Origin of the sequence: Hyphomicrobium sp. (assembly GCF_041674905.1) — a bacterium.
In the GTDB taxonomy this organism is placed as follows: Bacteria; Pseudomonadota; Alphaproteobacteria; order Rhizobiales; family Hyphomicrobiaceae; genus Hyphomicrobium_B.
This window is the reverse complement of record NZ_JBAYUV010000002.1, coordinates 36,814-49,745: the sequence shown is the minus strand read 5'-3', so window position 1 is coordinate 49,745 and position 12,932 is coordinate 36,814. Positions and strand designations below refer to the sequence as shown.

The following is a 12,932-nucleotide window of genomic DNA, read 5'->3' as shown; positions in this document are numbered from 1 at the left end:
CGGCTCCCCCACGGGGAGGCGGCCGCAAAGCGCGCGCAGTTCGATGAGCATGCTTTCTCTCAGCTCGCCTTGACGTAGGAGCCCGGCGCATCCTCAATGACGCCGAGCTTGGCGCCGGGTGTTCGCGCCTCGATCCAGCCTCCAGACTGCTGCGAAAGCCATTCGATCCAGTACGGCCACCAGGAGCCTGGCGTCGTCGATGCCGATGCCTGCCAGTCGGCGAGGTTCGTCATCTTCGTGCCCTTCGTCCAATACTGGTATTTCGCCTTGCCCGGGGGATTGATGACGCCCGCGATGTGGCCCGATCCAGCGAGCACGAACTCGACCGGTCCGCCAAGCATCTGCATGCCGCGAAAGACCGATGCGGCGGGAGCGATGTGATCCTCACGCGTCGCGACGGAGAAGATCGGAAGCTTGATCTTGCCGAGGTCGAGCTTGATGCCGCCGACGTCCATCTCGCCTTTGGCAAGACGGTTTTCGTTATAGAACTCGCGCAGGTAGAACTTGTGATTGGCGGCCGCCATGCGCGTCGAATCCTGGTTCCAGAACAGGAGATCGAACGGGAACGGCTTTTTGCCCAGCATGTAATTGTTGATCACGTAGGGCCAGATGAGGTCGCGCGGCCGCATCATGTTGAAGACGTTGGCCATGCGCGAGCCGTCGAGAAAACCCTTTTCGGTCATCAGGGCGTCGAGGCTGTCGAGCTGATTGTCGTCGGTGAAGAGCAGGAGATCGCCGGCGAGCGTGAAATCGACCTGGGTCGTCAGCAGCGTGCAGCATTTGAACGGCTCTTCGCCGCGCTGTGCGAGATAGGCAAGCCCGGTCGCGAGCGCGGTGCCCCCGACGCAATAGCCGAGGACGTTGATTTTCTCGATCCCGGATTCCTTGCGGACGGCGCGCACGGCTTCCAGGATGCCTTCGAGAATGTAGTCCTCGAACGTCTTGTCGGCGAGCTTTTCGTCAGGATTGACCCACGACACGACGAAAACGGTGAAGCCCTGATCGACGACGTATTTGACGAAGCTTTTCTGGCTCGTGAGATCGAGAATATAATATTTGTTGATCCACGGTGGGATCATCAAAACCGGACGCTCACGCACCTTATCCGTTGCGGGCACATATTGGATGAGCTGCAGCAACTCATTCTGGAAGACGACTTTGCCGGGCGTCGTCGCGAGGTTACGGCCGAGTTCGAAAGCGTTGGCATCCGTCTGGCTGATTTTCATCAGGTCGCCGGACGATCCCAAGTCCTTGGCGAGCAGAGTGGCGCCTTCGAGGAGATTGCGACCGTTGCTCTGGATGGTCTCGCGCAGAACTTCCGGGTTGGTCGCGAGAAAGTTCGTCGGCGAATAGGCGCTCGTCAATTGACGCAGGTAGAATTCGGCGCGGTGGCGAGCCCGTTCATCGAGGCCCGGCGTCGACGCCAACTGATCCTCCGCCCATTTGCACGCCAGGAGATACGCCTGTTTGCAAAAATCGAAGAACGGGTTCTCGCTCCACTCGGCATCCTTGAAACGATTGTCGCCCGGCGCCGGCTCGATCAGCGGAGGGATCGGCATGCCCATGGTGCGCGCCAGGACGTTATTCCAGAGATTGGCGAACTGGCCGAAGAACAGCGCTTGCGCTTCGGACAACTTGACCGGATCGGAAAACCAGGTCCGCACAAGCGACGTCAGCGTCTCGGTTGCGGCGGAGAACTCGCTCGCAGGCGTATAGGGGCCAGCCTTGGCGTCGGGGCGTTCGGCGAATTGCGCCAGCGCAACGCTGCCTCGCTCGTAAGCGCGAAGAAGGTTCGTCGCGAACTCTTCGGGGTTAGCGATGAGGTAACGCGACAGGAACGAAGGGATTTCGGGCTTGAAGCTGTCTTGGGGCATGGCGGCGTTTAAAAACTTTCCAATATGGGGCGCCGACAGTCTAACCGGCCGTCGGCCGCAGCCATTTTACCTTTGGCAGAGTGCCCCTCGGATGGAGACCGATCAAGTCGAATCACGGATACCCAGCATTGCCTCTAAGTAGGTGGCGACCGCCAAAAAGCAAACACGGTCACGCCGTTTGTGCATTGCAAAGGTGCTGATCTCATGACTTCCGCGCCGTTTCCCTGTCCATCGCGCCGCAGCACTGGACGGAGCATGGCGCGCGAGCGTAAACAGGGCGTCGGTCGGTTCACAGCCATCGTTAACCGATCCGGGTTTCATCCCCAGTGCAACGTGAAATAAGTGACGCCGATGACGTGCGGCGCGCCGAGGACAAAGACTGTTGAGCGAAGATTTTCACCGCATCAAGCGCCTGCCGCCATACGTTTTCGCGGAAGTGAACCGCTTGAAAGCCGCTGCGCGTGCGCGCGGGGCCGACATCGTCGATCTCGGCATGGGCAATCCCGACATGCCGACGCCGCAGCACATCGTCGACAAGCTGATCGAGACGATCAACAAGCCGCGCACGCACCGGTACTCGGCGTCGAAGGGCATCCCCGGCTTGCGCAAGGCTCAGGCCGCCTATTACGAGCGCCGCTTCGGCGTGAAGCTCGATCCGGAAACCGAGATCGTGGCGACGCTCGGCTCGAAAGAGGGATTCGCGAATATCGCGCAGGCGATCGCAGCGCCTGGCGACGTCGTGCTCGTCCCGAACCCCACCTATCCAATCCACGCGTTCGGCTTCATCATCGCCGGCGCCTCGATCCGTCATCTTCCGGCGAACAACGGCGAGGATTTCCTGCGCGCCATCGACCACGCGGTGAAGCATTCGATCCCGAAGCCGCTGGCGGTCGTCATTTCATTTCCGTCCAATCCGACGGCAATGGTCGCCGATCTCGAATTCTACAAGGATGCGGTGGCGCTGGCGAAGAAGCACGACATCATCATTCTGTCCGACATCGCCTATGCCGAACTCTATTATGACGGCGTGCCGCCGCCTTCGATCCTGCAGGTTCCGGGCGCCAAGGACGTGTCGGTCGAGTTCACGTCGCTCTCGAAGACCTACAACATGCCGGGCTGGCGCATGGGCTTCGCCGTCGGCAACGAGCGGCTGATCGGCGCGTTGGCGCGCGTTAAATCCTATCTCGATTACGGCGCGTTCACGCCGATCCAGGTGGCGGCGACGGCGGCGCTAAACGGTCCGCAGGATTGCGTCGACGAAATCCGCGCCCTGTATAAGAGCAGGCGCGACGCGCTGGTCGAAAGCTTCGATCGCGCCGGGTTTCATGTTCCCGCCCCTCCGGCGACGATGTTCGCGTGGGCTCCGGTTCCGGAGAAATACCGGCATCTGGGCTCGGTCGAATTCTCGAAGCTGCTGATTGAGGAGGCCGATGTCGCGGTTTCGCCGGGCGTCGGTTTCGGCGAATATGGCGAAGGCTTCATCCGCATCGCGCTCGTCGAAAATGAACAACGCATTCGACAAGCCGCGCGATCGATCAAGAAGCTTTTCTCCGATACGGCCCACAGCGACCAGCGTTCCGCTCCTTCCCAGAAATCCGCATCACGATAGTCAGCGAAAATGGAAACCCTTAAACTCGGTATAGCCGGTGTTGGCACGGTCGGTGGCGGCCTTCTGGAGCTTCTGACGGCGAACGGTGCGCATTTCGCGAACATCGTCGGGCGCGAAATCCGCGTCACCGGCATCTCGGCGCGCAGCCGCGACAAGGTTCGGAACATCGCGATCGACGGCTTCCAGTGGTTCGACGATCCGGTGGCGCTTGCCAAGGATCCGTCGAACGACGTGTTCATCGAATTGATCGGTGGCGAGGATGGCGTCGCGAAGGCGGCTGTCGAAGCGGCGCTGCAGGCCAAGAAGCATGTCGTGACGGCCAACAAGGCGCTCTTGGCCAAGCACGGTATTGCACTCGCCAAGCTGGCTGAGAAAAACGGCGTTGCCTTGAATTTCGAAGCAGCGGTCGCGGGCGGTATTCCGATCATCAAGACGCTGCGCGAAGCGCTGGGCGCGAACCGCGTGCGCCGCGTCTACGGCATCCTGAACGGAACGTGTAACTACATCCTGACGCAGATGCAGAACGACAAGCGGCCATTCGCCGACGTTCTGAAGGAAGCGCAGGCGCTCGGATATGCCGAGGCCGATCCGACGTTCGATATCGGCGGCTTCGATACCGCGCACAAGCTCGCGCTGCTGACGAGCCTCGCATTCGGTACGAAGGTCGCCTTCGATCAGATCCACGTCGAGGGCATTCAGACGATCACGGAAGCCGACATCGAAGCGGCCGACAGCCTGGGCTATCGCATCAAGCTGCTCGGCGTTGCAACTGAAGCGGAGACGGGCATCGAGGCACGGGTGTCACCAGCTCTCGTTCTCAAGGATTCGGCGATCGCGGAGGTTTCCGGCGTCACCAACGCCATTGCCATCGAGGGCGATTTCTCAGGCAGCATCCTGCTGGTCGGCGCGGGCGCTGGAGCCAAGCCGACGGCGTCCGCCGTTGCGGGCGATATTCTCGACATTGCGCGCGGTCTGATCGTGCCGCCGTTCGTTACGCCGGTCGCAAAGCTCAAGCCGCACAAGCGCGCCAAGCTCGACCAGCATTACGGCTCCTATTATGTCCGCCTGGCGCTCTACGATAAGCCGGGCGCCATGGCCGCGGTCGCCAAAAGCATGAGCGACCAGGCGATCTCGCTCGAAAGCATCGTGCAGCATCGGCCGCAGACGCTTCATGCGCCGCGCACGGCTCCGCAGCGAACGAAGGACAAGGCGCAACCGGTCATCATCATCACGCACGAGACGACCGAGGAAGCGATGCGCAAGGCTCTGGCGGCGATCGAGAAGGATGGCAACGTCACCGAGCCCCCGCAGATGATCCGCATTGAAGAGCTGTAGAATTCGAAGCATTTGGCCAACGCAATGGTCCGGAAGGATGAAGACATGAGCAAGACGGAGCAATCGAACGGAGTGCACGGTCCGGGATTGGAGCGCATTCTCGTTCTGGAACTCGCGCGCGTGACGGAAGCGGCGGCGATCGCCGCGGCGCAGCTTCGCGGACGCGGCAACGAAAAGGCCGCCGACAAGGCGGCTGTCGACGCGATGCGCCGGGAGCTGGGCCGCGTCGAAATCCAGGGCACCGTCGTCATCGGCGAAGGCGAGATGGACGAAGCGCCGATGCTCTACATCGGCGAGAAGGTTGGCACGGGCGAAGGGCCGGAAGTCGATATCGCCGTCGATCCTCTCGAAGGCACCACGATCTGCGCCAAGGCGATGCCCAACGCGCTAGCGGTGCTCGCCATCGCCGAGCGCGGCGGCTTGCTGCATGCGCCGGATATGTACATGAACAAGATCGCCGTCGGACCGGGGTATCCCGACGACGTCGTCGATCTCGATGCGACGCCTGCTGACAATCTTCGCGCTCTCGCCAAGGCGAAAGGCGTGCCGATCAATGAGATCATGGCCTGCATTCTCGATCGCCCCCGCCATGCGGAGCTGATCCGGGCTGTGCGTGAGGTGGGCGCCGGCGTGCAGCTCATTCCCGACGGCGATATCGCGGGCGTCATCTGGACGACGGACCCCAAGGAAACCGGCATCGATATCTACATGGGTTCGGGCGGCGCGCCTGAGGGCGTGCTCGCGGCGGCGGCGCTGCGCTGCATCGGCGGACAGATCCAAGGCCGCCTGATGCCGATGAAGGACGAAGAGCGCATTCGCGCCGAGAAGATGGGCATCAGCGACATCAACCGTGTGTTTCGGCTGCAGGACATGGCGTCGGCCGACGTCGTGTTCTCGGCGACCGGCGTCACCGATGGCTCGCTGCTCAAGGGCGTGCGCATCCGTGGCGATTTCGCCGAAACGGAGACCGTCGTCATGCGCTCCAAGACCGGAACGGTCCGGCGGATCAGGTCGACGCTGCGCAACGTCGGGGCCCGCTTCATTTAGTCTGTAACAGGCCGTTTCCGTCGCGTTTGTGCTGTGGGCGATCGTCGCTCACGGCAGCGTGCGCGCGCGAATCGACATACAACTTGGCCGCACGACGCAGAGGGGGCTTCCGGTGCGCTCAACAGGTTTGGCGAAGGCGGCATTCGAGAGCCAGGGCGATGGCGGCGTATTTCTCGGCGTTCGTTCGAGCGCGCGCGGCTTCCATTGGCGTGAACGGCTGCGGCCCGAGTTGAAGTCGCTGGCGACGGCGATCGGGCAGCATCACGGCTTGCCCGAGATGATGGGGCGCATCCTCGCGGCGCGTGGCATCGGATTGGACGCGGTGCCCGGCTTCCTCGATCCGACGCTGAAATCGCTGATGCCCGATCCGAGCGTGCTGCGCGACATGGACAAAGCCGCGTCCCGCCTCGCCGATGCGATTGAAGCGAAGCAGCGCGTTGCGATCTTCGGCGATTATGACGTCGACGGCGCGTGTTCGTCGGCGCTTCTGCATCGCTTTCTTTCTCACCACGACGTGCCGTCGCGCATCTACATTCCGGATCGCCTGTTTGAAGGCTATGGGCCGAACGTCGGCGCCATCGAGACGCTCGTCAACGAAGGCGCGAAACTGATCGTCACGGTCGACTGCGGCACGACGAGCTTCGAGCCGTTGGCGGCGGCGCGTAAGCTTGGCGCGGACGTTCTTGTCGTCGATCACCATCAGGCCGATGAGCGGCTTCCCGACGTCGAAGCGGTCGTCAATCCGAACCGGCAGGACGACATTTCGGGGCAGGGGATGCTGTGCGCTGCCGGCGTCGTATTTCTCGTTCTCGTCGCCGTGACACGCGAACTTCGGCGGCGCGGTTTCTACGCAGGCACGCGTGAACCCGACCTGCTGTCGCTGCTCGACCTCGTGGCGCTCGCGACCGTCGCCGACGTCGTTCCGCTGATCGGCCTCAACCGCGCCTATGTCAAAAAAGGTCTCACCGTGATGCGCGCCCGCGAGAACGTCGGGCTGACGGCGCTGGCCGATGTCGCGGGGCTGACGGCGCCGCCGACGCCCTATCATCTCGGATTCATTCTCGGGCCGCGCATCAATGCCGGCGGGCGCATCGGCAATGCGGCGCTCGGCGCGACGTTGCTTTCGACGGGCGACGCGATCGAGGCGCAGAAGATCGCCGAGCTTCTCAATCGTCTCAACAAGGAGCGCAGGGACGTCGAGGCGATCATGCTCGAGGAAGCGCTCGCCATCGCCGACCAGCAGATGGCCGACGATCCGTCACGCTCAATGATCATCGTCGCGTCGGAGACTTGGCATAAGGGCATCGTCGGACTGGTCGCGAGCCGGCTGGTGGAACGCTTCCGCAGGCCGGCGTGCGTCATCGCCTGGGAAGCCGAAGCCTCGCGGCCGAACGAGGGAACGGGTTCGCTCCGTTCGATACCGGGTGTCGACCTCGGCGCAGCCGTGCGCGCGGCTGTGGCGGCCGGTCTGCTCGTCAAGGGTGGCGGTCACGCGATGGCCGCTGGGTTGACCGTCGGGCGGCACAATCTTGCGGCGCTTGAAGCGCATTTTCAGACGCAGATCAAAGCCGCAACGGTGACGGCGAACGAGGCAGCCGGTCTCGATATCGATGCGGCGCTCGTTGCGTCGGGCGCAACCGTCGAGCTGATGGACCTCATGGAGCGTGTCAGCCCATTCGGGCAGGGAAATCCTGAGGCGCGTTTCGTGCTGCCGGCGCATCGGGTGAAATTCGCGAAGGTCGTCGGGGATGCGCATGCGCGGGTGCTGATCGAGGGCGGCGACGGGGCGCGTCTCGACGCCATCGCGTTCCGTGCCGCTGGGCAGCCGCTGGGCGACTTGTTAATGTCCACCGGGGGCATGCCGCTGCACGTTGCGGGGCATCTCAGGCGCGATACTTGGGGCGGGCGTGACCGGGTTGAGCTCCAGATCGAAGATGCGGCCGACCCGCGGCGCCAATCGTAATTTTGAGGCCTGATTTTTGAGGCCGGCCGAACGCCATCCTGTCGCAGCAGCGTGCCGATGGGCCACGCTTGCCAAGGACGCCCGAAGCCGATTATAGGGTTGCCTTTCCAGGCGGTGGCCACGCTCCCTTCGTCTATCGGTTAGGACGTCAGATTTTCAATCTGAAAAGACGGGTTCGACTCCCGTAGGGAGCGCCAAGTCTTTTCAATTACTTGGCGCTAACGCTTCCGCCCATTCCGACGGTGCGTTTGGCGCTTTATTCTGACATCTGCTCCCGCTTCGTTTGCATCGACCCACCCACGGCGCTTCCTTCCGGCGGTGATGTGCTGTTTCTCGGTACGTTTGCATAGAGGCGGCACGCTTGCGGTGTCTTGTGACCCGATAAAGTCACCACACCCTGCTCGGTCAGTTCAGCGTCGCCAAGCTCGGTCATACCGATTCCATGGCGGAAGGGGTGGGATTCGAACCCACGGTGGACTTGCGCCCACGCCGGTTTTCAAGACCGGTGCCTTAAACCACTCGGCCACCCTTCCAAAGCGCTAATACAACGCCGTAGCAGGCACGCGGTCCACCGCGTACCGGGTTATCGGAGCGTCCCTCCTAGCCGGTTCGGTTTCCCGCCTCAAGCGCCGTGACGTCCCAAGCGGGCTTAACCTGATCCTAAGCCGTATTTGTCATCATTCCGGCAAGCTTCGGCCAACCTCGCGTGCTTTCATCGGCGCCGAGGGTGCGCTGGGCGGGCGTAGCGTTTCGAGTTGAGTATGCGTACATGAGCAGGGGCCTCTCAGGCCGGCTGGCCGCGCGCGCCATGCTGGTGACGACTGCGGCGGCGCTCGCATCCGCCTGTTCGAGCAATCCACCCGCCCGCACCGTCGGCGGGGTTTCGCGCTCGGTGTTTTCCGAAGACGACTACGGCGTCAGCTCGAGCCCGCGCGTAACCGCGAGCCGCTACGTCCCGAAAGGCGGCGGGACATACAAGCTTGGCGCGCCCTATAAGGTCGCCGGCCGCTGGTACGTGCCGCACGAAAATCCGAATTACGTCGAGAACGGCGTCGCATCCTGGTACGGCGACGATTTTCACGGCCGCAAGACAGCCAACGGCGAAGTCTTTGACGCCACCTCCTTGACGGCGGCGCATCCGACGCTGCCGCTGCCGAGCTACGCGCTCGTGACCAACCTCGACAATGGCAAAAGCGTTCTCGTCCGCGTCAACGATCGCGGGCCATACGTGAATGACCGTATCATCGATTTGTCCCAGGCCTCGGCGAAGGAGCTTGGCTATCTGAACCACGGCCGCGCCCGCGTCAGAGTGCAGTATGCCGGACGCGCGCCGCTGAACGGCAATGATAGCCGGGAACGTCAGTATCTCGCCGATCAGCAATCGCGGCGCGGAAACGCTTTCCCGCCGGGTGCGCTCGCATCGAACCGTGACGAGTCTCCTTCGGCGTATCGGGACGGGCGTCAGGCTTATCGAGACGCAGCTCCGGCCTACGGAGATGCGCCGATGTTGTCCGCCGAGCCCCAGCAATGGTCGCCGATGGGCTACAGGACATCGCTGACGAGCAAGGCCTCGCAGCCGGCGCCGCGCCGGTACGCGGAGAAGCCGATTGAAACGGCGAGTTTCGACCAGCAGCGCATGTCGCTGACCGCGCCGCCCGCCGCGATCCGGCCGTTCGCCCCCGCACGGACGTACGTGCAAGTCGGATTGTTCCGCGATCGTTCGAATGCCGAACGTCTGCGCCGCGAGCTCGGTTCGTTGGGTCCGATTGAAGTCGCGCCCGTGCAAGCCGCCGATGGAATGCAAGTCTATCGTGTGCGTATGGGGCCATTCTCTCCGGATGCCGCGAGCCGGACACAGAATCAGATTGCGTCCTATGGTGTTGCTGGTAGCGCAATCGTCACGGATTGATGTGAGTTGGTGCCGCTGGCGTTGACCCGGACGGCATCGGATTGGATACTGATGCCTGTCGCAAAATGCTGCTTCGAGAAGCAGCCCCAAGCGAGTTGACAGACCCATGTTGACCCAAGGCTGCGCCCGGCTTGTTGCTTCGGCGCTCATCGCGCTCTCTTTCATGACAGCGGGTCTCGCTGCAAGCCCGGCGTTCGCCGCCGAAGCTGCTTTCGCGTCGAAAGCCCCGCGCGCCATTCTCATTGACGCAGCAACCGGCTCCACGCTGTTTCAGCAGCGCGCCGACGAACCGGCGCCGCCTGCCAGCATGAGCAAGCTGATGACGCTTGCCGTGCTGTTCCGCGCGATGAAGGAAGGGCGCATTCAGAAGACCGACGAATTCACGATGAGCGTCAATGCCTGGCGTAACGGCGGCGCGCCGTCCGGCACCTCGGCCATGATGGTGCCGGTCAATACGAAGGTTACGGTCGACGAACTCATTCAGGGTATCGCCATCCAGTCGGGCAACGATGCCGCCATGTGCGTCGCCGAAGGCATGGCGGGCTCGATACCCGCGTTCGCCCGCATGATGAATGAGGAAGCGAAGCGCATCGGTCTGACGAAATCGACATTCACCAACGCCAGCGGATTGCCCGATCCGCAGCAATTGATGAGCGCGCGCGATCTCGCGATCCTGGCGCGCTACATCATCGATGAGTATCCGGAGTATTATCCGGTGTTTGGGCAGAAAGAATTTCTCTATCGCAAGCACCGCTTCATCAATCGCAATCCGCTGCTGTTTCAGAACGTCGGAGCCGACGGATTGAAAACCGGACATACGGCGGCCGCTGGCTTCGGTCTCGTCGGATCGGCGGTGCAGGACGGAAAGCGCCTGATCGTCGTCGTCAGCGGATTGGAGAAGGCGGACCAGCGCAAGGACGAAGCCGTCAAGCTTCTGAACTGGGGTTTCAATTCGTTCAACTCCGTGCGCCTCTACGATGCCGGTGAGGTGATTGGTCAGGCGCGCGTCTGGGGCGGCAAGGTCTGGTACGTGCCGCTCGCCGCCAATGCCGACGTCACGTTCACGGTGCCGAAATTCCCGGCCAATCAAAAGATCTCCGCCGAGATCGTCTATAAGGCGCCGCTGAAGCCGCCGGTGAAAAAGGGCGATCAGGTCGCGATGCTCAAACTGTCGAGTTCGACGAGCGCATCCACCGAGCTGCCGCTCTATGCCACGGAGGACGTGCAAAAAGGCGGTATCGTCCGCGAGGGTCTCGATTCCCTCGTTCTGATGGCGTTGCGCCGGTTGGCGTTCTAGAGTGCTTGCGGAAAAGTGGGAATTGGTTTTCCGGTAAAAGCACGGCAAAACAAAGTGCTGGAGTCTTTCCGCGATTTCACAAAAATCGGAAAGGCTCTAGAGTACGCGCGAGACATTGAGGCGAGGCCCATGAAGCGCGGAAAATTCATTACATTCGAAGGCGGCGAGGGGGTCGGAAAATCCACCCAGGCCAAGCGTCTGGCCGAACGTCTGGAGCGCTCAGGCGTGCCCGTCGTCGTGACGCGCGAGCCGGGCGGCACGCCGGTCGGCGAGGATGTCCGCGACCTCATCATGAAAGATCGCCCTACCGATCCGGTGACCGAGGTCCTGCTGTTCGCCGCGGCGCGCGCCGAGCATGTCACGTCCGTGATCCGGCCCGCGCTCGATGACGGGACATGGGTCATTTCCGACCGTTTCATCGATTCGACACGCGTTTATCAAGGCAAGCGCTACGGTCTCGAGCCCGAGCTGATTTCCCTTCTCGAGCGCTACACCGTCTCGCCGGATTTCCCCGATCTGACGCTGATCCTCGATCTCCCTGCGAACGAAGGCGTCGAGCGCGCGCAGAACCGCGGCACCCTCTCGCGCTACGATGCCGAGCGCATCGAAACGCACGAAGTCTTGCGCAAAGGCTTCCTCGAAATTGCGACCAGTGAGCCGAAGCGTTGCGTGCTGATCGACGCGAGCCTGCCCGTATCGAGCGTCGAGACGGCGGTGTGGCAAGCCGTTTCGGCGCATCTGCTTGCCGAGGCGCGCTGATGGCGCGCGCGCCATTGATCGCCGACACCGAACCGCTACCAGAGGCCGACCGTCTCGACGATTTCCCGCATCCTCGCGAAACGCGCTCGCTGATCGGACATGACGCGGCTCTGGCGACGCTGACTGACGCACTCGCGGGCGGCCGCATGCATCACGCCTGGCTGCTCGCCGGACCGAAAGGCATCGGCAAGGCGACGCTCGCCTATCAATTCGCAAAGATCGCGTTGGCGCGCCCCGAGGAGCGCGATCTTTTCGGGCAGGGCATGAGCATCGAGCCGAATTCTCCGACCGACCGGCAGATCCGCGCGATGTCGCATCCGGGCTTGCTTGTCATCCGCCGCACATACGATCCGAAGACGAAGCGCTTCTCGCAGACGATCCCCGTCGACGAGGTGCGCCGCCTCAAAATGTTTCTCGCCTTGAGCGCGGAATCGCAAGGCTGGCGCGTCGTGATCGTCGACAGTGCCGACGACATGAATGCAAACGCCGCCAACGCGCTCCTGAAGTCGCTCGAGGAGCCGCCGCCGCGCACGATCTTTCTGGTCGTTACATCGGCGCCGGGCAGGCTGCTCGCGACGATACGTTCGCGATGCCGGATCGCGGCGCTGTCGCCGTTGTCGGAAACTGACCTAAAGCGCGCCGCGGCGCAGGCCCTGACGAACGCCGGCAAGCCCGTTCCCGAAGCCCACGAATGGGAACCGCTGCTGCCGCTGGCCCAGGGGAGCGTCGGTCGCATTCTGACCCTGCTCGGCGGCGGCGGATTGGCGCTGCAGGCCCGGATCGACGCCATTCTGAATGGCCTGCCGAAACTCGACGCCAAGGCCGTGCACGCCCTCGGCGATGATCTCCAGGCAGTGGCACAAGAGCGCAAATTCGAGCTTTTCTTCGAGCTTTATCAGGCGACCATCGCGCGTCTCATCGCAACTCAGGCGACGGGTAGGGGGCCGGAGCGCGACATAGCCCTCGCAGGCCGGCTGATCGGGCCCGCCCGCCTTGCCACATTCGCCGAGCTATGGGAAACAACGGCCCGCGACAAGGCGGATACGTCTGCCCTGAACCTTGACCGTAAATCGCTCATTCTCGGAAGTTTCGCGCGTCTGGAGGCGGCGAGCCGCGGCTGAGCAGTCGACGCGCGTCCA

9 protein-coding genes and 2 tRNA genes are annotated in these 12,932 nt (G+C 62.8%); 9 read left to right on the top strand and 2 right to left on the bottom strand.

What is annotated here, in order from left to right; genetic code table 11:
- Positions 1-59 precede the first annotated feature (59 nt).
- Positions 60-1,874, bottom strand: coding sequence for a PHA/PHB synthase family protein (locus WC026_RS01130; protein WP_372708960.1), 1,815 nt, complete (start codon positions 1,872-1,874; stop codon positions 60-62).
- A gap of 382 nt (positions 1,875-2,256) precedes the next feature.
- On the opposite strand from WC026_RS01130, the gene WC026_RS01125 reads away from it, so the two are divergent.
- From WC026_RS01125 to WC026_RS01105, 5 genes are all read left to right on the top strand, one after another.
- Complete coding sequence (locus WC026_RS01125; protein WP_372708959.1) at positions 2,257-3,483, top strand: LL-diaminopimelate aminotransferase; 1,227 nt, start codon at positions 2,257-2,259, stop codon at positions 3,481-3,483.
- Between the two features lie 9 nt (positions 3,484-3,492).
- Entirely contained in the window at positions 3,493-4,818 is a 1,326-nt protein-coding gene (locus WC026_RS01120) for a homoserine dehydrogenase (RefSeq protein WP_372708958.1), read from the top strand.
- Between the two features lie 45 nt (positions 4,819-4,863).
- Positions 4,864-5,865, top strand: coding sequence for a class II fructose-bisphosphatase (glpX, locus tag WC026_RS01115; RefSeq protein WP_372708957.1), 1,002 nt, complete (start codon positions 4,864-4,866; stop codon positions 5,863-5,865).
- 112 nt (positions 5,866-5,977) lie between these two features.
- The gene (gene recJ, locus WC026_RS01110) at positions 5,978-7,828 is read left to right on the top strand and encodes a single-stranded-DNA-specific exonuclease RecJ (protein ID WP_372708956.1); all 1,851 of its coding nucleotides are present in this window, start codon (positions 5,978-5,980) and stop codon (positions 7,826-7,828) included.
- Between the two features lie 122 nt (positions 7,829-7,950).
- Positions 7,951-8,025 (top strand) — tRNA-Glu (locus WC026_RS01105).
- 246 nt (positions 8,026-8,271) lie between these two features.
- Here WC026_RS01105 and WC026_RS01100 read toward each other — a convergent pair.
- Positions 8,272-8,361 (bottom strand) — tRNA-Ser (locus WC026_RS01100).
- Between the two features lie 236 nt (positions 8,362-8,597).
- Here WC026_RS01100 and WC026_RS01095 point away from each other — a divergent pair.
- The 4 genes from WC026_RS01095 (at position 8,598) to WC026_RS01080 (ending at position 12,914) form a co-directional block, all read left to right on the top strand.
- The gene (locus WC026_RS01095; protein ID WP_372708955.1) at positions 8,598-9,737 is read left to right on the top strand and encodes a septal ring lytic transglycosylase RlpA family protein; all 1,140 of its coding nucleotides are present in this window, start codon (positions 8,598-8,600) and stop codon (positions 9,735-9,737) included.
- Positions 9,738-9,843: 106 nt separating this feature from the next.
- Positions 9,844-11,034, top strand: coding sequence for a D-alanyl-D-alanine carboxypeptidase family protein (locus tag WC026_RS01090; protein WP_372708954.1), 1,191 nt, complete (start codon positions 9,844-9,846; stop codon positions 11,032-11,034).
- Between the two features lie 129 nt (positions 11,035-11,163).
- Positions 11,164-11,793 carry a dTMP kinase gene (gene tmk / locus WC026_RS01085; protein ID WP_372708953.1) on the top strand — a complete coding sequence of 210 codons (630 nt, stop codon included), beginning with the start codon at positions 11,164-11,166 and terminating at the stop codon, positions 11,791-11,793.
- Positions 11,793-12,914, top strand: a complete 1,122-nt coding sequence (locus WC026_RS01080) for a DNA polymerase III subunit delta' (protein ID WP_372708952.1) — start codon at positions 11,793-11,795, stop codon at positions 12,912-12,914. The genes tmk and WC026_RS01080 overlap by 1 nt, the downstream gene beginning before the upstream one ends.
- Positions 12,915-12,932: the final 18 nt, after the last annotated feature.